This window comes from Paenibacillus sp. 11B, from assembly GCF_030487755.1.
In the GTDB taxonomy this organism is placed as follows: domain Bacteria; phylum Bacillota; class Bacilli; order Paenibacillales; family Paenibacillaceae; genus Paenibacillus; species Paenibacillus vandeheii.
Window position 1 is genome coordinate 87,597 of the sequence record NZ_JAUKNS010000005.1, and the last position, 23,987, is coordinate 111,583.

Annotated in this window: 21 protein-coding genes; 6 read left to right on the top strand and 15 right to left on the bottom strand. The window is 47.0% G+C overall.

The genetic code is table 11. From position 1 onward, the window contains the following. Positions 1-69: 69 nt before the first annotated feature. The 5 genes from Q0V21_RS22545 to Q0V21_RS22565 all read right to left on the bottom strand — a co-directional run bounded on the left by Q0V21_RS22545 (position 70) and on the right by Q0V21_RS22565 (position 5,715). Positions 70-1,440, bottom strand: a complete 1,371-nt coding sequence (locus Q0V21_RS22545) for an ABC transporter permease (RefSeq protein WP_301880708.1) — start codon at positions 1,438-1,440, stop codon at positions 70-72. After that, the gene (locus Q0V21_RS22550; protein WP_079349907.1) at positions 1,437-2,141 is read right to left on the bottom strand and encodes an ABC transporter ATP-binding protein; all 705 of its coding nucleotides are present in this window, start codon (positions 2,139-2,141) and stop codon (positions 1,437-1,439) included. Before Q0V21_RS22550 ends, Q0V21_RS22545 begins: the two co-directional genes overlap by 4 nt. 246 nt (positions 2,142-2,387) lie before the next feature. Then, the gene (locus Q0V21_RS22555; protein ID WP_079349908.1) at positions 2,388-3,545 is read right to left on the bottom strand and encodes a hypothetical protein; all 1,158 of its coding nucleotides are present in this window, start codon (positions 3,543-3,545) and stop codon (positions 2,388-2,390) included. Beyond that, entirely contained in the window at positions 3,542-5,005 is a 1,464-nt protein-coding gene (locus Q0V21_RS22560; protein ID WP_079349909.1) for a sensor histidine kinase, read from the bottom strand. Before Q0V21_RS22560 ends, Q0V21_RS22555 begins: the two co-directional genes overlap by 4 nt. Then, positions 5,002-5,715 carry a response regulator transcription factor gene (locus tag Q0V21_RS22565; RefSeq protein ID WP_024628875.1) on the bottom strand — a complete coding sequence of 238 codons (714 nt, stop codon included), beginning with the start codon at positions 5,713-5,715 and terminating at the stop codon, positions 5,002-5,004. Before Q0V21_RS22565 ends, Q0V21_RS22560 begins: the two co-directional genes overlap by 4 nt. A 206-nt stretch (positions 5,716-5,921) precedes the next feature. On the opposite strand from Q0V21_RS22565, the gene Q0V21_RS22570 reads away from it, so the two are divergent. Next, positions 5,922-6,398: an RNA polymerase sigma factor gene (locus Q0V21_RS22570; protein ID WP_218671925.1), complete on the top strand. Its 477-nt coding sequence runs from the start codon at positions 5,922-5,924 to the stop codon at positions 6,396-6,398. Positions 6,399-6,603: 205 nt separating this feature from the next. Continuing rightward, positions 6,604-9,411 (top strand): chitinase N-terminal domain-containing protein, encoded by a 2,808-nt coding sequence (locus Q0V21_RS22575; RefSeq protein ID WP_301880709.1) that lies wholly within the window; start codon positions 6,604-6,606, stop codon positions 9,409-9,411. 94 nt (positions 9,412-9,505) lie between these two features. On the opposite strand, the gene Q0V21_RS22580 is transcribed toward Q0V21_RS22575, so the two are convergent. The 5 genes from Q0V21_RS22580 to Q0V21_RS22600 all read right to left on the bottom strand — a co-directional run bounded on the left by Q0V21_RS22580 (position 9,506) and on the right by Q0V21_RS22600 (position 13,740). Further along, complete coding sequence (locus tag Q0V21_RS22580) at positions 9,506-9,919, bottom strand: hypothetical protein (RefSeq protein ID WP_301880710.1); 414 nt, start codon at positions 9,917-9,919, stop codon at positions 9,506-9,508. Positions 9,920-10,157: 238 nt separating this feature from the next. Continuing rightward, on the bottom strand, positions 10,158-10,964 hold the full coding sequence (gene phnE, locus Q0V21_RS22585; protein WP_301880711.1) for a phosphonate ABC transporter, permease protein PhnE: 807 nt from the start codon (positions 10,962-10,964) through the stop codon (positions 10,158-10,160). Further along, the gene (gene phnE / locus Q0V21_RS22590) at positions 10,961-11,824 is read right to left on the bottom strand and encodes a phosphonate ABC transporter, permease protein PhnE (protein ID WP_236703666.1); all 864 of its coding nucleotides are present in this window, start codon (positions 11,822-11,824) and stop codon (positions 10,961-10,963) included. The genes phnE (Q0V21_RS22585) and phnE (Q0V21_RS22590) overlap by 4 nt, the downstream gene beginning before the upstream one ends. Further along, entirely contained in the window at positions 11,821-12,621 is an 801-nt protein-coding gene (phnC, locus tag Q0V21_RS22595; RefSeq protein ID WP_079349914.1) for a phosphonate ABC transporter ATP-binding protein, read from the bottom strand. Before phnC ends, phnE (Q0V21_RS22590) begins: the two co-directional genes overlap by 4 nt. Positions 12,622-12,789: 168 nt before the next feature. Beyond that, positions 12,790-13,740, bottom strand: a complete 951-nt coding sequence (locus Q0V21_RS22600) for a phosphate/phosphite/phosphonate ABC transporter substrate-binding protein (protein ID WP_443146440.1) — start codon at positions 13,738-13,740, stop codon at positions 12,790-12,792. 273 nt (positions 13,741-14,013) lie between these two features. Here Q0V21_RS22600 and Q0V21_RS22605 point away from each other — a divergent pair, with 273 nt between their 5' ends. Next, positions 14,014-15,687 (top strand): bifunctional metallophosphatase/5'-nucleotidase, encoded by a 1,674-nt coding sequence (locus tag Q0V21_RS22605; protein WP_301880712.1) that lies wholly within the window; start codon positions 14,014-14,016, stop codon positions 15,685-15,687. Positions 15,688-15,844: 157 nt separating this feature from the next. On the opposite strand, the gene Q0V21_RS22610 is transcribed toward Q0V21_RS22605, so the two are convergent. From Q0V21_RS22610 to Q0V21_RS22620, 3 genes are read right to left on the bottom strand one after another with little or no spacing between them, the layout of a single operon-like run. Then, a complete protein-coding gene (locus Q0V21_RS22610; protein WP_079349917.1) occupies positions 15,845-16,855 on the bottom strand; it encodes a Gfo/Idh/MocA family protein in 1,011 nt (336 codons plus the stop codon). Between the two features lie 55 nt (positions 16,856-16,910). Next, complete coding sequence (locus Q0V21_RS22615; RefSeq protein ID WP_053784037.1) at positions 16,911-17,759, bottom strand: sugar phosphate isomerase/epimerase family protein; 849 nt, start codon at positions 17,757-17,759, stop codon at positions 16,911-16,913. 50 nt (positions 17,760-17,809) lie between these two features. Next, positions 17,810-18,451 carry a carbohydrate-binding family 9-like protein gene (locus Q0V21_RS22620; protein WP_301880713.1) on the bottom strand — a complete coding sequence of 214 codons (642 nt, stop codon included), beginning with the start codon at positions 18,449-18,451 and terminating at the stop codon, positions 17,810-17,812. Between the two features lie 187 nt (positions 18,452-18,638). On the opposite strand from Q0V21_RS22620, the gene Q0V21_RS22625 reads away from it, so the two are divergent. The 3 genes from Q0V21_RS22625 to Q0V21_RS22635 all read left to right on the top strand — a co-directional run bounded on the left by Q0V21_RS22625 (position 18,639) and on the right by Q0V21_RS22635 (position 21,159). Further along, a complete protein-coding gene (locus tag Q0V21_RS22625) occupies positions 18,639-19,544 on the top strand; it encodes an AraC family transcriptional regulator (protein WP_079349919.1) in 906 nt (301 codons plus the stop codon). Between the two features lie 330 nt (positions 19,545-19,874). Then, positions 19,875-20,456: an RNA polymerase sigma factor gene (locus Q0V21_RS22630; protein WP_079349920.1), complete on the top strand. Its 582-nt coding sequence runs from the start codon at positions 19,875-19,877 to the stop codon at positions 20,454-20,456. A 97-nt stretch (positions 20,457-20,553) separates the two neighbouring features. Further along, on the top strand, positions 20,554-21,159 hold the full coding sequence (locus Q0V21_RS22635; protein WP_301880714.1) for a DUF4179 domain-containing protein: 606 nt from the start codon (positions 20,554-20,556) through the stop codon (positions 21,157-21,159). Positions 21,160-21,296: 137 nt separating this feature from the next. Here Q0V21_RS22635 and Q0V21_RS22640 read toward each other — a convergent pair whose 3' ends face one another. Continuing rightward, positions 21,297-22,325: a LacI family DNA-binding transcriptional regulator gene (locus Q0V21_RS22640; RefSeq protein WP_301880715.1), complete on the bottom strand. Its 1,029-nt coding sequence runs from the start codon at positions 22,323-22,325 to the stop codon at positions 21,297-21,299. 258 nt (positions 22,326-22,583) lie between these two features. Beyond that, a complete protein-coding gene (locus tag Q0V21_RS22645; RefSeq protein WP_301880716.1) occupies positions 22,584-23,927 on the bottom strand; it encodes an ABC transporter substrate-binding protein in 1,344 nt (447 codons plus the stop codon). Between the last annotated feature and the right edge of the window lie 60 nt (positions 23,928-23,987).

A 23,987-nucleotide genomic window follows, 5' to 3' on the forward strand; every position in this document is an offset into this window, starting at 1 on the left:
GTATGTCCCCTCGTTGAATCTGTCTGTTCAATCTTTAAACTTTGCATTCTCTGTATCTCTCTGCTTCATTTATGCCGATTTAATCACCTGTAACGCATTCGTACGCGAGGCACTAATCGCCGGATAGATTCCCGAGAGCACTCCGGTTAATACCGCAAACGCTATTCCAGCAGGCAGAGCTGACGTCTGAATGACCACTTGGAGAGGTGTGCTTGCCTCCATCGAGACTTGCCCTTGGAGCAGTCCGTTTACCCCCTGGATGGCTCCATAAGCGATGAAGACACCGACAATTCCGCCCAATACGCCAAGTACAGCGGCCTCTGTAATGAACATCTGCCGGATCTGCCACAGATTGGCTCCCAGCACCTTCATGACACCGATCTGTTTGCGTCGTTGATGCGTGGACATGATCATCGCAACAATAATGGACAGCGAAGCCAGCAGCATGACGAATATTCCAATGCCCATAGCGGCCTTCTGGTACATACCGAGCTGTCCCTTCATTGCCTGCTCCTGATACAGATTACTGTCTGTCATCAGCGTCAGCTTCTGAATCTGCTCCTGCACCTGTGCTACATATTTCTTGTCCTCCACCTTTACGAGCGCCGAGTTCAGTCGTCCTGCCGCCGCGGCCTGTGCCTGACTGCTCTGGAACTGTTCGGCGAGCATCCGGGCGGTTTCGAGGGAAACATAGACCTTTTTGTCATACATGGCATTATTCTCACTCATGCCGCCAGGAACTTTCAGCACCCCTGTCACTCGCAAAGGTGAGCTTGTTTTGACTTTGGACGCATCATTCATGTCCTGATATTTAAGATTAAACTGTGCCTGAAACAGCTCCGTTTGAGTAGACATCAACGCCATGTATTGCTGTAGAAACTCGTCATTAAACGAATCCTCCATGAGCTTGGCATTCAGTTCACGTATGACCTCGGCGTCCACAAGTCCGAAGGTTGCACCGTAATTTGCAATAGCGGCTCCGCTAATTCCCGATGCACCCCCTTTGTCAAAACGGTAGCCAAAACGGCTTAATGACCCAAGCTCTGTACCAATGACTTCCACATTGGAGCTCTTGCCATCCAGCGTTGCCATCTCCAACATATCCAGCTTCAGCATCGGAGCAACGGCGACGACATGCGGAAGGCTGGCAATAATATCGATTTTCCGAGCCGTTAGCGCTCCGCGTTCAAAGGTAGACGTTTGCCCACTGCTCCCGCTCCCCCCCGAGTTGATGCCTTCATTCGGAGATACTGTAATCTCATCCATTTTGTAATTCTCGTTTAACGTTTTCTCACCATAGACCTGTACCGACTGCCCCACGCTTAATGCAATAATCATGGCGGCACATCCGATGGACAGACCAATCATGCACAGTAAGGTAACCACCTTCCAGCGTACAATCTGTCCCCATGACATTCGCAACACATCCAGAATTCTCACAACCGCTCTCCTTGCTCTACTGCCTTGGACTGGCCACCCTTCACCAAGCATCCGTCCTGCAATGTAATGACAACCTGCATTTGCTCCGCCACTTCCGCCTCATGCGTAACAATGACAAATGTCGTATCCATCTCCCGATTCAGCTGTTGCAAAATGGAAATGATCTCTTCCTCCGTGCGCGTATCCAAATTCCCGGTAGGCTCGTCTGCAAATATGACAGACGGCTCCGTAATAAGTGAACGTGCAATGCTGACGCGCTGCTGCTGTCCTCCCGATAGCTGGGAAGGGAATAACTCGGACTTGCCGACAAGGCCTACCTGTTCCAGTAGGTGCATCGCCTTTTGCTTACGCCGTGATGGGCGAATGCCCTGAAATACGAGCGGCAGCTCCACATTTTCCCGAATCGTCAGGTTCGCCAGCAGCTCATACGCCTGAAAAATAAAGCCAATATGTGTCCGGCGGAATTCAGCCAACCGGTTCTCACTCATACGCACAATATCCTGATCCGCAATGAGGATCTTGCCGGTGTCCGGCTTCATCAGACCTGCCATTAAGTGCAGTAACGTCGATTTGCCTGAACCGGAGCTTCCCAGCAGTGCAACCATCTCGCCCTTGCCCACGGATATGTTAATGTCCTGCAATACGGGAACGATCCCTTGTGCATTGCGGAACGTGTGTGACACCTGTTCTACTCGCAGCATGAATCCGGCTTCCTCTCATCGATGTAATAGAGGTAATTATAGCCATCAGATGTATCGGTCCAATCTGGACTTGTATCCAATTTGTAAAATCATCCTTTTTACATCATTGGATCGAGATGCGATTGAAATGCCCTCTTTGGATTTATGCAAAATACTCGAATCACAAAAAGGCCCTATGGGTTGAGTCCTTGCGCAGCGACTTCATTCCATAAGACCCTCATGTCTGAGCGTTCCATATTCACATCTTTACCACGCCCGGAAGCTAAATCGGTATAACTCGCTTTTTTCCATGGAGCTCCCAACAACAAAGAGATTGCTGTCATTCCATTTCAACTTGATAAAGTAATCGATATTCCGGTAGATAACCGTATCGGACCCCAGCTTGCTATCATTCAGATAGGCAATGTGCACCTCATTCTTCTGTCCTTCAAGTGTCAGAAAATAAGCAATGCGGGACTCCTCTTCATCCAGATCGAAGCTCCAGATGGGCCCTTTGACCAGTAGTTCAAACTTCTTGGTATCCGCTCGGTACCTGTACAATCCCTGTTCGTTGTTCATCATACCTTGAATCAGCATATCCCCATTCTTCAATACTTTGAACTGCTGTATATCCTGGGCAGGGGGGTATGCGGTAATATCATTTTTGTCGTTAAGAGAGAAGCTATACACTGCGTAATTTTCTTTCAGTTTGACCAGCACATACACCTTGGTCAGATCCCGACTGATCTCATACGAATCCAGCATGATTAGGGTATCATCCTGACTTGAAATGTTGCTTTTCTGTGCAACCATGGCAACTAACTCATCATAACTGTACAATTCGCGTTTCTTTCCTGTATTCAGATCCACCATGTTGAATACCAGGTCATCATATCCGATGTAGGATTCATCGCCTACAAAGATGCGTGAATAGGAGTTGTCATTCTTCAACTTGTGATGTTCTCCAGTTTTCAAATCATATTTATAGGTTGTCTTCTGCGCCTGAGTCGATCGATACTGGGAATAGATCAGCTTGTTCTGATCCGGACTCAGAGTAATGCCATACTCTGTATTCGTAGCGATGTCTTTCAACCGATTATCATCCATATGCAGCTGTGACAGCTTAATCCCGGTATAGGAACGATCCGGCCGATTCAATATCACCGTGTTGGGATCAGCTACCTCAAAATCATAGATGGCAAAGTCATTGGGCAGCTTGGTAGCCGACTCAATCTGAATCGTGCTGCTCGGCGGTGGGGTCAAGCGACTGTTGAACTGTTTATCCGGCAGAATGACGGTTCTGGGCTTCGCATGTCCAATGCTGAAGAGACTGCCAATTCCAAAGATGCCTCCGACAAATACAATTAGCAAACCGGATAACATGAGCATATCGCGATGTCTGCTCCAAAATCCTCGTTTCTTCATACGTTCCATTCCCCAGGCAGACTGATATTCACCTGTGTTCCCTTGTTCAATATACTCTTCATTTCAACTGTTCCCCCATGCTGCTCTACCGTGTTTTTCACAATGGACAAGCCCAGTCCTGCGCTTCCCTTCTCTGTCCTGTTCATCCCGTTATCCCGGTAAAAGGGTTCAAATACATGCTTCAAAGCTTCCTCCGGGATGCCTTCTCCTTCATCGCGAATCAGTATGGCTACCGAATCCCCCAGTCGAAACGATTGGACTTGAATGATGGAATTCACATTTCCGTATTTGACGGAGTTATCCAGTACATTCAGGAAGACTTCTTTGAGCTTGTTCCAATCCCCCTGAACATACAGCGTTTCTTCCAGCTCATAACGAATACCGATATTGTACTTACCCGCCTTAATGGACATATCTTCGCAAGCTTCCCGAATAATATTCGATACATTCACCCGCTCAAAGCGATAGGTCTGAATCGGTGTGGACGATACGGTCACTTCCAGGATATCGGCAACCATGACGTTGAGGCGCTGGCTCTCATTGATAATATATTTTAACCCTTTCTCGAAGAATGCCTGATCCGTAAAGCCATTATCCCGCAAAATCTGGGCATACCCGAGTATCGTAGTCAGCGGTGTCTTTAATTCATGGGTCACATTGTCAAAAAAAACCTTGTTGCGTGCCTGCAAATGCTTGACCTCATCCCGTTCTCTCTCAATCACATCAATCTGCTCCCTTACCCGATCGATCATGACCGTAAAGCTGGAAGCCAGCTCTCCAATCTCATCCTTCGTTGAGATGTGGATGTCTGCATTCAGGCTGCCTTGTGCAACTTCGGCTGAACGTTTCGTCAGAACACGAATGGGCTTCGTAATCTGGCGTGATATAAAGACAGAGCCAATGAAAACAAACACAAAAATGACGGCTGCAAAGCCCTTGATAGTGTTCTGAAAACGCAGATGCCGTTTGAACAGGTCCGTATAATCCCTTTCCAGCTGGATAATGCCAAGAATGCTCCCCTCCGACAGCACAGGGAAAGACAGATTCCCTGTTACTCTGCCCTGATCCACCACTGTTGTATAAGCAATCTTTGACTTCATGGCAGCCTGTAGGTCAGAGGTTTTGGCAGCACCCGGCTTCGCCTCCGCACCCACGGTACTAAACGGTGTAGCATCAGATCGATAGACTATGACCTTGCCACCTACAGCGGAACCGATCTGTTCTGCGAGATCTCGATTCCCTGTTCCCAGGGAGTCCTCACTAATCCGTTTGTTATGAATCAGGAAGTATTGATTGAGCGCGATATCCAGATTTTTTTTGGATTGTACCATGTCCTCCTGTACTTCCCTGTACATGTTCTCCTCACCCACTTTATTCGAAATAATGAGCAAGGCCGAAAAACCGATAAATACGATGACCGAGAAAAGAACGACCATTTTGAACTGAATCGTCCACTTCATGTATGCACCTGAATATTCAGTTTGTACCCCACGCCGAAGACCGTCTCAATAAGTGAAATCCCCTGCTCCCCGCTATCCAGCTTCTTGCGGATGCGCTGAATATGAATGTCTACCGTCCGGGTATCTCCGGGAAAATCAAATCCCCACACTTTATCCAACAATTCAGACCTCGTATGTACCTTCCGGTGATGGTTGACCAGATACAGCAATAAATCATATTCCTTATTGGTCAGTCCGGCGCGTTCCCCATCCTTCCAGACTTCACGCTCATCCTTGCGAATTTCAATGTGTCTGCCAAGCCGTACCACTTCATAGGACTGGTTCTCCAGCGTCTCGCTGATCAGATCAATCCGGCGGAAAATGGCCCGAATGCGTACAACGACCTCACGAATGTCGAATGGCTTGGTAATATAATCGTCCGCCCCCAGCTCCATGCCCAGCACCTTGTCCAGCATATCGGACTTCGCCGTAATCATAATCACGGGAATCTTTGAATTCACGGAAAGTTGTCTGCATACATCGAACCCGCTCATGTCCGGCAGCATCAGGTCGAGCAGGATCAAATCTGGTCTGGACTCCCTGAGCAAATCCAGTCCCTCTCTGCCTGTTGCCGCTTCTGTCATCTCAAATCCTTCCTTGCGCAAAGAATAGGATAGGATGTCGCGAATGGACTCTTCGTCCTCAATAATCAAAATCTGTTTCGGTCTCATGATGAATCTTAATCTCCCTGCTCTATGAATTTCATCTGCCTTATATTTTGTATCTCTGCTCCAGGATTGAACAGAGGTTCACGGGAAATGTTACAACTCGGATACAAGTCTGGCGTCTTTGGAAACATCATCCCGATATACTTGGATCATTGAGAACAAACCAGACCGGAAAAGGCCAGATCGGTATCCAAAGGGGAAAACATCACGTGAACAAAACAGCCATTCATAATGCCTATGTAAACTATAAATCAGAAGTGACACGGTATCTATCTCAGATCGTCAAAAATCAACAGGATGCAGAGGATCTCACGCAGGAGTGCTTCATTCGAATGATGAATGTAACGGCAGACATTCCGGAAGAACGCCTTCTCTATTATCTCAAAAGAATTGCCCGCAACCTCGCTATGGATACATTCCGAAAGCGAACCCGTACACTGAAGCGAGACAGTAAGTTGGAGATGCAAACCTATCACTGTGATGCATCCGAGTTGGAAATCTCCGAAGGTGTTAACGACCTTGTGTCGATCATCAACAATACAGAGCATCGCAAAATTCTTGAATTACGCGTGATTCACGGTTACAGCATCAAGGAAACCGCACAGCTCGTCAACCGCAGTGAAGGCATGATCAAATCCTCGGTATTCCATGCTGTTAATCGCATTCGGGCCAAAGTCATCTCCTAAGAGATGGCTTTTTTCATCAGCAGAAGGGCCATAAAATCAACATATGATGTTAGAAAGTATCAAAATTTCTTGTATCGAGCATGACAAAGGACTCATTTTTACAAAAGTCGAGTTCGTTTTTACAAATTGTTATGACTAGGTGAGATTTTGGTGTGATAAGATATGGACGAACTCATGTAGTAACTATTATTTGGGAGGGATTTGGTTGGGTAAATTGACACGTATGCGAGGAGTATGGGTAAAATCACTCCTGGCATTGTCCATGGCATTGCCGCTTCAGATCGGATTATGGAACGGAGATGCATCGGTTCAGGCAGAATGGGCAACCGACCCTGCGCCGTTCATACAGGCGAAGGTTGTTAACGGAAATGCAGGCAAGAAAGTACTGTTCGACAATACTCATGCACAGACAGCCGGAGCGGCTGACTGGGTCATTGACGGAGGTTTCTCTGACTTCGGTAATGCACTCGCGAATGATGGATATTATGTTAAGGAACTGCGCAAGACGACTCCATTTACCTATGACGATCTGAAAGAATATAACGTGTTTGTCATCGCTGAACCCAATGTTCCCTTCAAAACGACAGAACAGGCAGCCATGAAAGAGTATGTAGAAAAAGGCGGCAGCATCTTCTTCATTGGAGATCACTACAATGCTGACCGTAACAAAAACCGCTGGGACGGTTCCGAAGCGTTTAACGGCTATCGTCGTGGCGCATTCGAAGATCCAGCCAAAGGCATGAGCACAGAGGAGCGTAACTCTGAGGCTATGCAAAATGTAAGCAGCACAGACTGGTTGTCCGATAATTTCGGTGTACGCTTCCGGTACAACGCATTAGGCGATATTAACGCCACTAACATTGTGCCTGCTGGACAAGCATTTGGCATCACGGAAGGTGTATCTGCTGTAGCGATGCATGCAGGGTCCACACTTGCGATCACTGATCCAACAAAGGCTAAAGGTATTGTATACCTGCCGAAAACAAATGCGGCTTGGCCCAATGCAGTTGACCAAGGCGTGTACAACGGTGGCGGCGTTGAGGAAGGTCCTTACGTAGCCGTATCCAAGCTCGGTGCTGGTAAAGCAGCATTTATCGGGGACTCCTCTCCTGTTGAAGATGCTTCACCGAAGTATTTGCGCGAAGAGACTGGCGCTCGCAAAACAACGTATGACGGCTTCAAAGAAGTTGATGACGGCAAATTGCTGGTGAATACAGTCAACTGGCTTGCTAATCAGGAAAGTTACACTAGCCTGACCCAAGTGAACGGACTTCAACTGGATAATGCAACAGCATTGCTTCCAATTGAACAACCTGCTGCTACTACAGAACCACAGGCTGAACCTTGGGCTGCACCAGCTGCAGGCTACAAATGGTATGATCGTTCCACGTTCAAAGCAGGTTCTTATGGTGGACCAGCTTCAAGCGCGAACGCTTCCTACAGCTTCGTGAAGCAAGAAACCCTGCCTAATGCGGAGGATTTCCAAATCCGCGTAGTTGTAGAGAACATGCCTGCCAACACAACGGTTTCCGGTTACAGTGCAGGGATCTATCTGACAGGCGGAACACAAGTAGCCATGATTCAGAACGAAAGTGGCACATGGCCGACTTCGTACGGCTATAGCTCCAACTTTAGCGTTACTTCCGACAGCAAAGGTCGCGCCACCAAGGACCTGAATGTCCGCATTAAATCAGGTACTACGGGCGCTGCCAGCCTGCGTCTGCGTCTGAACGGCAGCAACCTGATTACCAATGCAGTTACAGTCGGCAATGTTCCGGCTGAGCAGCTTCCGGAAGAGGAAGGTCCAATCCCGGCAACGATCAGCATCGCTGATGCACGTACCAAAGCAGCTGGTTCAACCGTTACGGTTGAGGGTGTAGTTACAACAGAGCCCGGTGCATTTGGTGGACAATCCTTCTATCTTCAAGACACAACTGGCGGCCTTTATGTTTTCCAAAGTACTGGCGGCTTCCATGCCGGAGATGTGGTTAAAGTAACCGCAGCAACGGCGCTGTACAACAGTGAATTCGAGCTTACAGATATCGTAGCAATTGAGAAAACAGGTACAGCATCCATCCCTGCTGCCGTTGAGGTTCCAGCAGTAACGGCTGCAAACCAGGGTCAACTCGTTCAATTGAAAGAAGTAACTGTTCAAAATATCATTAGTGCAACACCTGTAGGTTCCTTTGAATTTGACGCGGTTGCAGCGGACGGAACTAGCACGCATGTCCGTGTGGATACACGCACAGGTGTAACGCAAACGTCCTTCCCTTATGCGGCAGGCGATAAAATCAGCGTGACCGGTGTTGCCGCTATTTTCAAAGACGTATTCCAACTAAAACCTAGAAGCTTGAACGATTTTGTAAAAGTTGAGGAAGGCGGCGGAGAAGAACCATCTACGCCAGCTGTTGGCGCACCGGGTAAACCTGCGCTTACCTCCAACAATGGTTATAGCAACGGTCTGTCTGAAGGATCGTATACTATCAGCATGAATCTCTGGTGGGGTAACAATGGCACAAGCTATAAGCTGTATGAAAATGGCGTGCTGATTGACACACAAAAACTGACAGATGCTTCCCCGATGGCACAATCAGCCAAAACAACGATTTCTGGCAAAGCTAATGGTACCTATACCTATGTAGCCGAGCTGACGAACTCCAAGGGTACAACTAGCAGTGAAGTACTCACAGTAAAAATTGCAAATGCTGCCCCTGGCAAAGCTGTTCTCTCCCAAGACAACTGGGATGGGGACGGTAACTACAAAGTGACGATGAATCTGTGGTGGGGAACGAATGCAACAGAATACCGTCTCTATGAGAATGATCAACTGATTGATACCAAAGCGCTGAACGCAGTAACACCTAATGCACAAAGCGCCGTGACAGATGTATCCGGTCACGCGAATGGAACGTACACGTATCGCGCCGAGCTGATCAATGCAGCAGGTGTGACAAGCACTGAAACCATTACGGTTAAGGTTACCAAATCGGTATCTCTTCCAGCAGCAAGCTAAGTCTTAGTAAGGAATGCCTAACGTTTAACCAAGCATAGAAAAAACCGAAGCGAGATCGCCGGATTCCAGGCAAGCTTGCTTCGGTTTTTTTCTGTTACTTTTCTCTTAAGATCAGTTTCTCTTCAAAGTTGTTACCGTTAATATCTGTCCACTCAATGACAACTGCTTGCTCTTCATTTCTACTAACACTTGAACCTTGTGTTCGCATTATAGGAAAACTTATAGATTTCGAAGTTAAATCACTATCCTGTCTAATTATGCTTCCTTCATTTATATTGATTTTATATCCTTTAATATCTTCTAAATTATCTTTTTTATAAAATACAGTATATGCTCCATTTTCTGCTCTTTCATTTGTTACTGTAGTATCTAATTCGGCACTCCAATTTTCACTCTCTCCCATGAGATTAATTCTTGTCTGCAATTTTGAACAACCAGTAAGGGATATGGTAAAAAAGACTATTAAAATAAGTATCGACACCCATAACACATTATTATTTTTTCTCATAATCTCCCTCCATTACTACATTTATAACTATACAGTATCATAATATGAACCTACTTCTAAACAGTAATTTCATTTACGATCATATATTTACATATAAGATTATGAAATAAATACAAAAAGCAGCACCTGCTATTGCATGGGCTGCTCTTCCGATAGATCAACAATGGATTGAAACTTTTCCATCAAGTCTTTTATAATATTCGTTTTTATTAGCAAGCAAACTTTACTCTTTTCTTCTTTATACCAGCTTCTTGCGAATATATCCCGAGATCAGATCAATGATCGTAATCATCACGATAATACCCAGCAGGATAATCCCTACTCGCGGCCAGTTCCGTGTGCTGAGTGCGAAGATCAGTGGTGTACCGATCCCCCCTGCCCCAATTACCCCCAGAATGGTTGCAGAGCGTACATTAATCTCGAACCGATACAATGTGTAGTTAAGGAATCCAGGCAAAACCTGTGGCAGTACAGCAAACCACAGCTGCTGCATACGATTCGCACCGGAAGCGAGTAACGCTTCAGAAGGACCATAATCAATATTTTCCACTTCGTCAGCGAATAGCTTACCAAGCATCCCGATGGAATGCAGTCCAAGTGCAAGTACACCCGCAAAAGAACCTGGTCCTACCGCTTTGATGAACAGCAAAGCCATGATGATCTCCGGGAACGTACGGATAAAGCTGAGCACCATTTTGCCCGTACCCGATACAGGACGGTAACTGCTCATATTCCGGGCAGACCAGAAAGCAAAAGGAATACACAGTACAGCGGAAATGACGGTACCCAGCACCGAGATCGCCAGCGTATCCAGCAATCCTCGCAGTAAATCCTCTCCCTCAGGCAGATAGACAAAGTCCCAATCCGGGGAGAAAATCCCGGCGACAATCGCCTTCATGATCTGACCTGCTGTTTCCTTGAAACCGGTAAACGGTATACCAGCAAGTGCCCAAGCGTACACAAGTATAAGTAAGATTACAATGACCCAGCGAAGCGGGTTCTTCCGTGGTTTGCGCCGGATTACGCTCGTTTCATTTTTCATCATAACAATTTCTCCCGCAGCTTAGTACTTACATAATCAATGATCAGAACAATAACAAGGGTAAACAGAATGATTACACTCGTTTTGTCATATTCCAGGAATCCAAGGGTTGCTTCATAGTACAGTCCGATACCCCCTGCACCGACCAATCCAAGAATCGCAGCAGCGCGCACATTAATCTCAAAGGCATACAGCACATAAGAAGTAAACTGGGCAGCCAGTTGTGGCACTACACCATAAATAATCAGTTGAATCCGGTTCATGCCCACAGCGGTCATCGCTTCAAGCGGTCCCTGATCAATCGTTTCCAGCGTTTCGTAAGTCAGCTTGGCAATCAGTCCCACCGAGAAGACAGCAAGTGCCAAGATACCAGGAATCGGTCCCAGTCCAAATACAGCAACGAACAGCGCCGCCAGCAACAGGTCAGGCACAGTACGAATCAAGTTCAGTACAAAGCGGGCCGGATAGTAGATCCAGCGGCTGGGCATCAAATTACCTGCACAGATGATGGATACCGGAATCGCGATGATCGCACCGATCGTTGTTCCGATCAGTGCCATTCGAATGGTCTCCAGCATGCCCTGAACGATATTATCAAAGTATGTCCACCGCGGAGGAAACATCTCCTTCAGCAGGTCCAGCATGTTCGGGAAACCTTCAATCAGTTCGCTGAAGCTGGCATCGGTCTGTTTGGCACTTGCCCACAGCAACAACAAGATGATGACCAAGGTGAGCAAATGTTTGGTGCGCCCTGGTGGTTTGGGACGGTGGATAGTCGAACCTGAGCCTGTGCCAGGACGCTTGCCCTTCCCTGATTCGTTCTGTAATGATCCATCTATCGATACGTTTACGGGTTGCTTCATACCAGAACTTCTCCCCGCTGTTGCTGTACAGCCTGTTTATCCAGCAGCTCATCTGCCAGAATAGGTCTGCCATAAATTTCGGCAAAACGCTCATCCGTTGCCTCGGATACCGGACCATCAAACACCACTTCGCCTGCACGCAATCCCACAATACGGGTAGCATACTCTCTGGCCAGATCAATAAAGTGAAGGTTAACGATGGTTGTAATGCCAAGATCCTGGTTGATGCGTTTCAGATCATCCATAACCTGTTTCGTTGTCAGCGGATCGAGTGAAGCGACAGGTTCGTCTGCCAGAATGATTTTTGCTTCCTGTGCAAGTACGCGAGCTATCGCTACCCGTTGCTGTTGACCACCGGACAATTGATCCGCGCGGGAATAGGCTTTCTCGGCAATGTTCACCCGCTCCAGTGCTCCAAATGCAAGTTCCGTATCCTCTTTTGGAAAACGGCCCAAAATAGTACGCATGGTGGAATGATATCCCACACGTCCAGCAAGCACGTTGCGAAGCACACTGGAACGCTTCACGAGATTGAAGCTCTGGAAGATCATGCCGATATCCCGGCGAATCATGCGAAGTGACTTGCCATGGGCTTTCGTGATCGACTTGCCATTAATCAATATCTCCCCTTCACTGATATCATGAAGTCGGTTAATGGAACGCAGAAGCGTCGATTTCCCCGCACCAGACAAACCTACTACGGCAATAAACTCTCCCTGTTTAAATTTCAGGTTAATATTATTCAGGCCCTTAGTGCCGTTAGCGTATGTTTTCGTTACATTGTGAAGCTCAATCATGGCAGTAGTCCTTCTTTCATTAATATGGTATTTCGCAGGTTCACGCTGTAATGGGACAAGCCAGCGCAGCGTATGTCACGCTGAACTGGCCTGTCCGCTAATACGATGAAGTTATCCAATGAAAAGATAAGCAATGCAATCATTAACTATCTTTCTTTTAACAGAAAACTACTCGGTTTTTACTTTCTCGTTGTATTGACGAACGATATCAAACTTGCTGTCATCTGATTCTACATAACCTTCGTGTGTGTAGATTTCTTTGATGATTTCGTGACCTTGTGGATCTTTACCGATGTCGATAAATGCTTGTTTAATTTTTGCTGTCCAATCTGCATTCATGTCTGTACGTACTGCGATTGTATCGTTAGGAATCGGTTCAGTGAACGCGAGTACACGAGTATCTTCAAATACAGTCGGGTAGTCTTTTGCTACAGTGTTACGAGCATCTTGGAAAATCGCTGCGGCATCAACGTCACCGTTCAGTACTGCCAATACGCCTTGGTCATGACCTTTAACCGTGATTGGCTGTACATCTTTCAAAGGATCAAGACCTCTGTCGAGCAACAATGCTGCCGGCCATACATAACCAGCGGAAGAAGTTACGTTTTGGTAGGCGATTTTTTTGCCTTTCAGGTCTTCAACGGATTGGATCGGTGAATCTTTCTTCACAATAATCATGGATTTATACGAATCTGCCAGTTGCTCAGTAGGAGCGCCAGTCTCATCATTTACACCAAAACGTTGTGCCTGAAGGATAACTTCAGCTGCGCCTTTTTCTTTGGCAAGTACATAAGCCGTCGGAGGCAGGAAACCTACGTCCACTTTATTGGAAGCCATTGCTTCAATAATTGTGTTGTAGTCTGTGGATACGCTGACCTTCACCGGGATACCCAATTTGTCACCCAGCAGTTTCTCGAGCGGTTTTGCTTTGGCTTCGAGTGTATCTGCATTTTGTGATGGAACGAATTGTACAGTCAGCTCAGTCGGCACGTAACCTTCAGCGGCTTTATCTGTCTCTGCCGTGTCGGTACTGGATGAACTAGAGCTCGTATCAGCCCCGTTAGCCGAACCTGTTGTACTACTGTTAGACCCACATGCACTTAGAAACAGAACCAAAATCAACAATGGTAAAAATAAAGCAGACTTCTTCAAGCGAACACCCTCCAAAGGATTTCTATTTTTCATTACTTGTCTACTATAGTCTTCGAATATTTGCGCGATGTGAAACGAAATTTGGAGTTTTGTAAAGTTTCCTGTCAGGCTGTCAGAGCGGCTTTGATCTGTTAGAATAGCCTCATTACAGTTGATGATACTAGTAGAATCAGTGAATTCCTTTGTACTCCGGCTGTGATTTGATATGTTTAAACTTATATATTTAGAGGAGATTGTAAAATGACATCCATAACAACTACGTCAAGCTTCGACATCATGGTAACAAGTGACCTGCATGGGGCCATTCGACCCATACATTACAATACCAATGCCTATCGTCCAGCCGGACTTGCTTTGCTCGCTTCGCTGATCCGGCGTGAACGGGAGCGTTCACCCGAACTGCTGCTCGTGGATAACGGCGATCTGTTGCAGGGTTCTCCTTTGGCCTCCTATGCTGCGTCCTTCATTTCAGATCATGAAGTGCATCCCTTCATTAATGTTCTGAATGAACTGGGCTATGATGCTGCCGTGATGGGCAACCATGAATTCAATTACGGTCAGCATTTGCTGCGTAAAGCAGTTGAAGACTCCCACTTCTCTTGGCTGTCCGCCAATATTGTAGTGGAACATCAGGACGACACCATCATGAACCATTTAAATGAAGGGAAGCATGACGAAGAAATACGGCCCGTTTCACCCTCAGGTACAGGCATACCCGCCTTCGGTCCTCCTTATCTGATCAAAACCTTGGCTTCAGGCGTCAAAATCGCTTTGCTGGGTGCAACGACCCACTATATCCCGAACTGGGAGCATCCGAAGAATATAGAAGGATTACATTTCCTTGACGCTTTGGAGACCATTCGCGCATGGGTTGGCTATATTCGTGAACATGAACAACCGGATGTGCTTGTTGTCAGTTATCATGGTGGTTTTGAGAGTGATCTGGAGACAGGCGAACCTGCCGAGCGGTTAACCGGGGAAAATCAAGCGTACGCCATCTGCCGTGATATTGATGGAATTGACGTTCTGCTCACCGGGCATCAACACCGTCAGCTTACCGCAGACATTCATGGAGTGACTGTAATCCAGCCTGGATTTAGTGGGAACGGTGTGGGTCATGTATCCGTCCAGTTGGAGCAATTAGCGAATGGTAAGTGGTGGATTGCAGGCAAACAGGCTCGCTTGTTGCTTTTGGATGAAAATAGTGACGTTCAGCCTGATGCGGCTGTTATGAAACTGACAGACGAGCTTGAAGCAAAAGCACAGGCATGGCTGGACCAGCCGATTGGCGAGGTAGCGGGAGACTTGTCCATCGCAGATCCTGCCGCACTGCGGCTCGCGGCACATCCCTTCATTGCTTTTGTACATCAGGTGCAGATGGAAGCGACGGGGGCTCAAATCTCCAATACCGCATTACTCAGCGAAGAAGCCCGTGGTTTCGGCTCCCTCATTACCGTTCGGGATGTGTTGTCCAATTTTATCTATCCCAACACACTGACGGTGCTGGAGCTTCGTGGTCAGGACATTCGGGATGCGTTGGAGCAAACGGCGCGTTACTTTGAAGTGGAGGCTTCGGGCGAAGTTATCGTCAATCCCGCTTACATGCAGCCGAAACCACAGCATTATAATTACGACATGTGGGCAGGCATTGAATATGAGCTGGATATCTCCAAACCTGCGGGAAGTCGTGTGGTGAAGCTGGAACGTGAGGGCATACCTGTAGCAATGGACGCGACGTATTCTGTAGTGATGAACAGTTATCGCGCAGCAGGTGGCGGTGATTATGCAATGTATCCTGGCAAAAAGGTACTTCACGAAGGCGCCACGGATATGGCGGCACTGGTGGAGGATTATATTCGCAGGCATCAACCACTGACCGTGGAGCAGGCGAATAACTGGCGGGTTGTTGAATAGTGCTTAGTAATTTCTCTCATTGAAAAGGGTAAATATGATTTCCTTAGAATAGTAAAATTAATTTTCTTCATCATTCCCCTCCTAAATTATGTATGATTATAGTTAATCTATAGAAATGAAAAGAGCAGAACCCGTATCACAGGTTCTGCTCTTTCTACTACAATGAAACCAATGCCCCGCGCTCATCCGCCGAACGCATCTCAGCTTCAATTAACTCAAGCGTGCCCGTTGCGCTCTCCGGTGTACATACAGATACAGGTGCACCTGCTTGAACAGACTGGATAAAATATTTGAGCTGGTGATAGTATCCCGAGTCGGGTGACAGCTCGGCAACGAAGCCGGGAGCATTATTCGGATTTACTTTCAGTTCACCATTCTCAAAGACCAGATTCCCCTGCTCCAAATTAACGCGATACGTCATCGAGAAGCCATAGTCTCCCCCCAGTGTCCAGTCGGCTTGGGCATTCAGCACTTTTCCGTCAGGGTATACATAGTTGGTGGACACCGTATCATAACCACTTCCCGGAATGACGTTGCGAGCCAGCGTAGATACGTGATCCGGTTTACCAAACAGCCAGTGAATAATATCCGCATCATGGATGTGCATATCTAATATGCAGCCACCGCTTTTCTCCCCATCCAGGAACCACTCCTGAGGCAAACCTGAACCCCGGAAGAAATAACCTGCGTTTACCGATCCGTAACGACCATCTTCTACAACAGATTTCAGGTAGCTATAGGCTGGCCAGAAGCGTAAACATTGACCAATCATCAGTGTTTTTCCGGTCGCTTTAGCGGTCTCTGCCATCTTCCAGCCTTCCGCCGAATGACGTGCAACCGGCTTCTCGCACAGGACATGCATGCCTTTCTCCAACAAGGAACACGTTAGTTCAGCATGTAATGGCGTAGGCAGTGTAATATCAATGATATCCAGCTCCTCTTGCTCCAGCATTGCGTCGATGTTGTCGTACAAACGATAAGGTGTGAGATCATATACCTCTTGCTCTGTCGCCATATTGCCGGCTGCTTTACCGTTCTTCAGTTCCTCAATTCTCAGATCACAGATGGCTACCAATTCCACGGGCTCCCCTTCGGAAGCAAGGCGCACATAGTTATCAAAATGCATACGTCCCATAAATCCAAAACCGATCAATCCCACTTTTAACATGTTTCTACCTCCCAAATAAAAGTTGTATTTGCATAAACAGTGTTAGCTGTATCTTCTATTCCTGAGAACGTCCAAGAATGGCATCCATTGCTTTGGATGTGTTGAATATGATCTGCTTCGAATGATGAGTGTATGGCGGAATCATCTCGGCCGTCACATAGTTGTCGTAACCAATAGCCTGCAATGCCTCCATCACCGCCGGATAATTCACATCTCCAGCCAGCAGGTCCACAAATCCGTGAAGTCCACCCGCTTGACGACGATAATCCTTGAAGTGCACCTTCTTGATCCGATGACCGAGAATGCGAACCCACTGCTCCGGGTAACCGTTCTGTACCACATTGCCCACATCAAAATACGAACCTATATAATTGGAGTTAAAAGAATCAATAAAGGTACGCAGCTCTAACGGCGACACCAGAAATTTGTTCCATACGTTCTCAATGCCAATCGATACGCCGGCACGTTCCGCATATGGCAGCAAATGCGCTATAGCTTCTTGGGCCCGTTCGTAGGCTACTTCATAATCTGTTACTTCGCTGTCTGGAATAAAATCCACACCTACAGCACCCGGAATGACCAGAATGGTATCCACACCAAAGGCGGAGGCAAGCTCCAGCTGTTTTTTACATACATCCAATGCTTTCGTGCGAATCTCCGGACGGGCACTCGTCATCGGGTAATCCCAGTACAATCCGGTTGCAAGTCCCGCAATCTCAAGTCCGGCTTCTTCGAGGCGCCCCTGAATATCACGAACCTCCTGATCCGTGGCAGACAGACTCAACTCTCCTTCTCCATTAAGCGAAAGTTCAATTCCCTCAAAGCCAGCTTGCTTCGCCGTCTGAATACAATCCGCAATAGAGGCATCTCCTGGAAACGACCATATATTAATCCCTTTTTTCATCCGAATACCCTCCTTCAAAATTTAAAAACCTGTTCTTCAGCAATGCATAACTATCCCAATCGAAAATATCCAAATCGGGCAGGTAAATGAAAGTTTACAGCGCCCGTAGGCTGCCATGCCTGATACTCCCGTTCTCCTTGCACATTCTCGTCAATTCGGTAAACGTTGACCCTCCAGCATACCCCTTTGGTTAGGGGGGACTTGAAGTTACTGGCGGGAATATGAATCAAATACACCCGATTGCCCTGGCGGTCCACTTCTACAGCCGTTTGCAAACCTTCCAGCTGCCAGGTTACATCGGCTTTCAATTCGGAACCGGCGCCGTTATTGTGGATGAGTGCATCAAACACCACGTTGTGCGGACTGACCTCCAGTTCGATATAGTTCCTGCCATCCCCTTGTTCATCAATGAACAGTTCAACTACATCCTGTTCGTACAGCGGCTGATCCCTTTCCGTGAAATCAGATACGACGTGATCATCCTGGCATACAAAGCGAATATGCAAATATTCCGGGCTCCATCCAAAACGGACTTCCGTGGATTGATGCGGTGGTCTGCCTGTTACGGTGTCGACCAGTTTCAATGGAACACATCGCTCCCAATCCTCAGCCGAGGGGAATCCACTCTGTGCAACGTACCTGAGTGGTTCGCAGCAATAACTCGTGCTCCGTTCCATAGGGAGAGAGCGCATCGTTATCCTCTCCTTTTTAGCTTAATCCGTGATGTTGTCTCTCTCGTAAGAACATGTGATAATACACATATTATAAATAACTTACGTGATCATTTATTTAGGAGATAAAGAGATTATTTGCACAATTCCGTTCAGTTTTAACTAGATATATTTTTGTCCAATCTCATAGAGAAAGGGATGGGATTTCATGTCTCTCCAACAAGTGATATATCCTCTGCAACGAACCGCCCATTACAAGGAATGGTCTCCCAACGTGCATTACGCTCAGTTTCAGAGCCTTCCTCCCGGCAAGCTGGCCAAGCGGCGTCTATATGATTTTGAACTTCTGTACGTCTCTCAAGGTGAAGCCGCAACTTATATGAACGATAAACATCATATTTTGAAGGCAGGTCAGCTCATCATGCTACCTGCCGGGGTCTATCACCAGAATGAAGTGGTCTCCAGCCCGGAAGCACGTTTTATTGGCATTCATTTTGATTTTTTCAACGAATTGACCATTCAGACCGAGGCAGACATGGTTGTGAACGAGGAGACGGTTCAGCATCATAAATTCGGAGTGGAAGCTTGCGCAGAAGGCATGACGCCGCTATCTAACAACCCGGTGTATACCCCTTCTCCAGCTGCCGTACAGCTTATGGAGCAATTGGTTCATGAATTTACGATGCGCCAACCGGGATATGAACTGGTATGTAAAGCCTTGATGCTACAACTATTGACCCACCTGCTACGTTCATCCTGGCGAAGTTCGCCACGCCATGATTCGGTGCACGGAGATAAGCTTCTGGAACTCATGAAACGCATAGAGGGCGCCCCATCCGACCCGTGGACCAATTCGAGCATCGCCAAACAATTAAATCTGAGTGTGGATCACATGGCCAAATTGTTCAAACAGATGGCGGGCATACCGCCCAACGAATATATTCAATCCATCCGCCTGAGCGAGGCACGCAAACTATTGCGGGAAACGGATCATTCCATTGAGGCTGTGGGTGTACAAAGCGGTTACCCGGACATTCACTATTTCAGCCGCATGTTCCGCAAATATGAGGGCATTTCACCACGGGAATACCGGAAATTGTCCAGAATGCTATAAAAAAGAGCAGCCTGCCAACCGGCAGGCTGCTCATGCTTTTTGAACTAATGTTTCCCATTAGTTAAATGATGCAATAATCAAAAACCATATCCAGTCCTCGTAAGCAATCATTAGCGTAATTCCCATGTGTTTAATGGGCTTGCACTATTGCTGGCAATCATACCAGAACTACTGCTTGACGAGGTTAAACAATGAATCACTATCGACCTCTCTACCGAGAGGGAGCCGAATGAACTCAAGACTATATGGGTTTTGGACTACACCAAAAAAAATGTCACAAAACGACTACTTGAGATTGTTATATAGACGAAAAGCAAAGGAGGTGATCGCTTGGAAGAAGCGAGACCTAGTACCGCAGCTACAGAGGAAATAGAGATTGCTGTTGCATTGGTGAAGGCAGGAAATCATGAAGCTTATACCTCTATCATTCACAGATTTGAAAAGCCCATGTACATCTATTGCTATCATTTGCTCAAAAATAGGGAAGAAGCTCAAGATGCCGTTCAAGAGATTTTTATCAAGGCTTATCAGGATATTCACCGGTACCAGCCTACTGTTTCCTTCTCAGCATGGTTGTACAAGCTTGCCTATCATCACAGCCTCAACCTACTAAAGAAACAGCATCGAAGGTTAAGAATTATGGCACACTTCAAGCAACAGGAGGAAACCCAGGAGCACATTCCAGAGCAGAAATCGGCTATAACTGAGCTGCTGACCTATCTCACTCCGGAGGAAAGACACATTCTTCTGCTGAAAGCAGTGGAGCAATACAATTTTGAAGAGATTGCCCAAATCATGGACGGTAAACCAGCAACCGTGCGAAAAAAATATCAACGCTTGCGCCAGAAGCTCATGGAACAAGCCACCAAACAACGAAGGGTAGGTGGATTATTTGCGCAATCAAACGAATGACAAGCAAATGGAGCATATTGAAGGCATAATCCGAGAAACCGAGACGCCACAGTTTAGTCTTAGTACACAAATTATGAATCGAATAGGAGAGAATTCCATGAATAAGACTACCAAACGAGGAAATATGCTTAAGAAAACATTGATCGCCGGCACTACTGCAGCAGCACTTGGACTAGGGATCATCAGTACTGGCTTTATCTCACCGGTAATGGCAGATGCGCTGGGCCAAATCCCTATGATCGGTAGTCTATTCCATAATAACGTGGATAACGGACTGAAGTCTGCTGCAGAGAATGGCCTTATTACCAAGCTTGACATAAGCGACGTCCATGAAGGCGTAACGTTGAGAGTTTCAGAGGTTTACCACGATGGAAGCAGCCTGTCGATTGCCCTTGAACGCGAAGGAGTAACCACGACAGAGGATCGGTTAATTGGCCCCTCGGAAAATAGGGAAAAAGGCCTGCTCGTGACAGAAGAGCTTATTGTCCTGGTTAACGGCGAACAAGTCCTACCAAGTAGCATAATGCCATTGATCAAATCCGATCATACTGTACAAAAGAATGCAGCGTTGCTGGAACTATCAACCGATAACGACGCGCTGCCGCTCCCGGATCAATTTGAATTAACTCTCCAGGTTAAACTGGCAGGGATCGATGATATTTATGAATTCCAAGTGCCTGTGAGCAAGGCAGTAGCACAATAACTTAGTACACAGCCCCTTCCGCTGAACAAACAGCAGAGGGGGTTTTTATTGCACGAATTGATTTATACTTAAACCTAGCAAATGCAACATAAAAAATTCTACTGATTTCAGCATCAATCGAATTGCCAAAAGCTATTCTATTCTATTTTGCCATTGGAAGACTGGCGGAATATGCAGCGGTACGGAACGATCATTTTGACAGCCACTTCATATGGATGATCCAAATAATCGAGCAGCAGTTTAACCGCGAACATGCCCATCTCCAGCTTAGGCACATGGATTGTGGATAACGGCGGAGAGGTGAATTCGGATATTTCAATGTTATCCACACCAAAAAAGGCGATGTCCTCCGGGATGCGGAGTCCCTGTTCGGTTGCAGCCCGCATGGCCGCAATCGCCATCATGTCACTGGCTGCAAATATGGCTGTAGGTCTGTTCGCATTGTTGGTAAATGCCTGCTTGGTGAATTCGTAGCTTAGCGAAACATCCCATTTCACATCAATTACCCAGTCATTATCAATAGTCAACCCTGCGTCAGTCATTGCACGCCGATAACCAAGAAAACGTTTTTCCTCCAAAAAATCATTCTTGAATTCTGCCCCGCCAATATAGGCAATGATCCGATGGCCTTGGGCAATCAGATGATTCGTCGCCTCTCTGGCCGCCTCTTCCCGATCATAACCGACAACCGGAATGTTCGGGTCCGTGATATCTACACCCACAACAGTCCGCACATTGGCCTTGAGCCAGCGATAAGCTTCCGGATCAATTCGTTCTACGACAATCATACCGTCAATCCGGTGTTCCTTCACCAGAGACTGCAGCTGCACGATATCCCCGTCATTCTCAATGCTATATACAAATTCCAGCCGCATGCCCGCTTCGGCAAGCTGCTTCTCAATGCCTTCCATAATGACTGAAAAATAAGGACTGTTGTATTTGTTCTGCGGAATGGCGACCACACAACCAATGGCATAAGCCGTTTTAGGTTCAATCTTCTTTTTCTTGGCGGGACGCTGTGAGCGATAACCCAACTCCTCGGCCGTATCCCAGATCTTTTTGCGGGTTTCATCGCTGACCGATCGATTGACATCGTTCTTCATCACACGTGAAACGGTAGAGATCGATACACCAACGCGGTCTGCAATATCCTTCAATTTTGCCATGTGAAGTCCCCACCTTTCCTTTACCTATGTATTTTAACCCCATTCATATTGGGGCAATTTTATCTCAGCTAACACAAATTTGCGGCAAATATAATTCTATATTTCTACTGGGCAGAAGTCAATGAAATGGTGCACAGACGCAGCCTTTTATAAAAATAAGCGACAGTCAGGGAGCTTACTATCCCCCATAACTGCCGCAATTCTAATCCTTTTAAGAAAACGCATGAACGTATGGAACTCTTCCGCCTCTTTATCTGCTTATTGCATCTTGGAGGCCAAATCCTTCAGCGCTGCGTTCAGGTCACCATCCCCGGCAAGTGGAAGTTTGAGTGATTGCTCACCATACGTCCAGACCAGATCGGTTTTCTTGGTTGTAAAGGGAGATACAATACCATACTGCTGTGCATCCAGGAAGATTTTATTATCTTCGCCTACAGTAGCAATATAGGCATCCGCTGCGGCCTTGTTAGCCGGAATGGAGTATCCCTGCTTCGCCAGTTCAGTCTGTCCTTCCGGACCCGCAAGCCAAGCGAGCAGCTTGTAGGCCGCCTCTTCATGCTTGGTGTTAGAGCTGATTGCAAGACCTGCTGGCTGAACAACGGTCTGGTTGGTTTTGAATTTTGGCAGATAGGAGATACCGTAATCCACGCCAGCCTCTTGGTAGTTGGTTGTATTCCAGCTGCCACCCGGATTCATCGCTACTTTGGATGTAGTGATCGCAAGATTCACCTGTCCACCTAAACCTTCAATCTGTGCAGGTGTGGTGTTAATCTTTTTGTTTTTGGTCATATCGATAAAATAGTTCAGCACTTCCATCGCATCAGGTGTCTCAAGCGCAAGGGAACCATCGTCATTCACCAGCTTCGCTCCGTTGGACCACAGCTCTGGCTCCAGGAACCAATCCATCGTTGATCCTGGTGAAATGGACAAGCCCCACTGCACAATGTTACCGGCATCAAAACCCGCTTCGTCTGCGCTTTTCCCGTTCTTATCCAGCGTCAGCTTGGTTGCAATATCGGTAATTTCATCCCATGTTGGTTCAAGCGATGGAACCGGGGCCTTATGAGGATTGGTTGCTTCGTTCTCAAAGATCGCTTTGTTGTAATACCATACGATAACGTTGGCATCGATCGGCAAGGATACTTGTTTGCCCTGATATTGGTGAAGTCCCAGCAGACTTTTGTCCACATTGTTCAGATCAAACTGATTTTCCGCCAGTAAGCCGTCCAATTCCTTAAAAATGCCTAGCTCGGCGTATTTCTCTACGTATGCATAACTCGTTTTGAAAACGTCCGGAAGAGTGCCCCCAGCTGCATTGGCTGTCAGTCCATCCCAGTAACTGCCCCAATCCTTGCCTTCTAACTTGACCTTAATATCGGTATTCGCCTTCATGAACTGATCCAGCAGTTCCTGTGTACGATGAAGCTCTTCAGCAGTTCCCCATTGGGAGTACGTAATCGTTACAGGCTCGTTCTGGCTGCTGCCAGAATCCGTGGAGTCGGCGTTTTCGGAAGATCCCCCGTTTCCACATCCACTGATCACCACCATCGTTGCAAGCACAAGTGCCCATACATTGAATAGCCGTTTACTCTTCGCTCTCATATACACAGCTCCCCTTTAAGTCATATCAATAAGTCCTGTTCACCTGAAAACCGGAAAGCA

Excerpts from the sequence above, each read along its gene's own strand:
- Q0V21_RS22620 (WP_301880713.1), bottom strand. The coding sequence starts at position 18,451 with ATGCGCTCTCTCCCTATGGAACGGAGCACGAGTTATTGCTGCGAACCA.
- Q0V21_RS22645 (WP_301880716.1), bottom strand. The coding sequence starts at position 23,927 with ATGAGAGCGAAGAGTAAACGGCTATTCAATGTATGGGCACTTGTGCTT.
- Q0V21_RS22605 (WP_301880712.1), top strand. The coding sequence starts at position 14,014 with ATGACATCCATAACAACTACGTCAAGCTTCGACATCATGGTAACAAGT.
- Q0V21_RS22640 (WP_301880715.1), bottom strand. The coding sequence starts at position 22,325 with ATGGCAAAATTGAAGGATATTGCAGACCGCGTTGGTGTATCGATCTCT.
- phnE (WP_236703666.1), bottom strand. The coding sequence starts at position 11,824 with ATGAAGCAACCCGTAAACGTATCGATAGATGGATCATTACAGAACGAA.
- Q0V21_RS22550 (WP_079349907.1), bottom strand. The coding sequence starts at position 2,141 with ATGCTGCGAGTAGAACAGGTGTCACACACGTTCCGCAATGCACAAGGG.
- Q0V21_RS22625 (WP_079349919.1), top strand. The coding sequence starts at position 18,639 with ATGTCTCTCCAACAAGTGATATATCCTCTGCAACGAACCGCCCATTAC.
- phnC (WP_079349914.1), bottom strand. The coding sequence starts at position 12,621 with ATGATTGAGCTTCACAATGTAACGAAAACATACGCTAACGGCACTAAG.
- Q0V21_RS22580 (WP_301880710.1), bottom strand. The coding sequence starts at position 9,919 with ATGAGAAAAAATAATAATGTGTTATGGGTGTCGATACTTATTTTAATA.
- Q0V21_RS22560 (WP_079349909.1), bottom strand. The coding sequence starts at position 5,005 with ATGAAGTGGACGATTCAGTTCAAAATGGTCGTTCTTTTCTCGGTCATC.
- Q0V21_RS22615 (WP_053784037.1), bottom strand. The coding sequence starts at position 17,759 with ATGAAAAAAGGGATTAATATATGGTCGTTTCCAGGAGATGCCTCTATT.
- Q0V21_RS22555 (WP_079349908.1), bottom strand. The coding sequence starts at position 3,545 with ATGAAGAAACGAGGATTTTGGAGCAGACATCGCGATATGCTCATGTTA.
- Q0V21_RS22635 (WP_301880714.1), top strand. The coding sequence starts at position 20,554 with ATGAATAAGACTACCAAACGAGGAAATATGCTTAAGAAAACATTGATC.
- phnE (WP_301880711.1), bottom strand. The coding sequence starts at position 10,964 with ATGATGAAAAATGAAACGAGCGTAATCCGGCGCAAACCACGGAAGAAC.
- Q0V21_RS22610 (WP_079349917.1), bottom strand. The coding sequence starts at position 16,855 with ATGTTAAAAGTGGGATTGATCGGTTTTGGATTTATGGGACGTATGCAT.
- Q0V21_RS22565 (WP_024628875.1), bottom strand. The coding sequence starts at position 5,715 with ATGAGACCGAAACAGATTTTGATTATTGAGGACGAAGAGTCCATTCGC.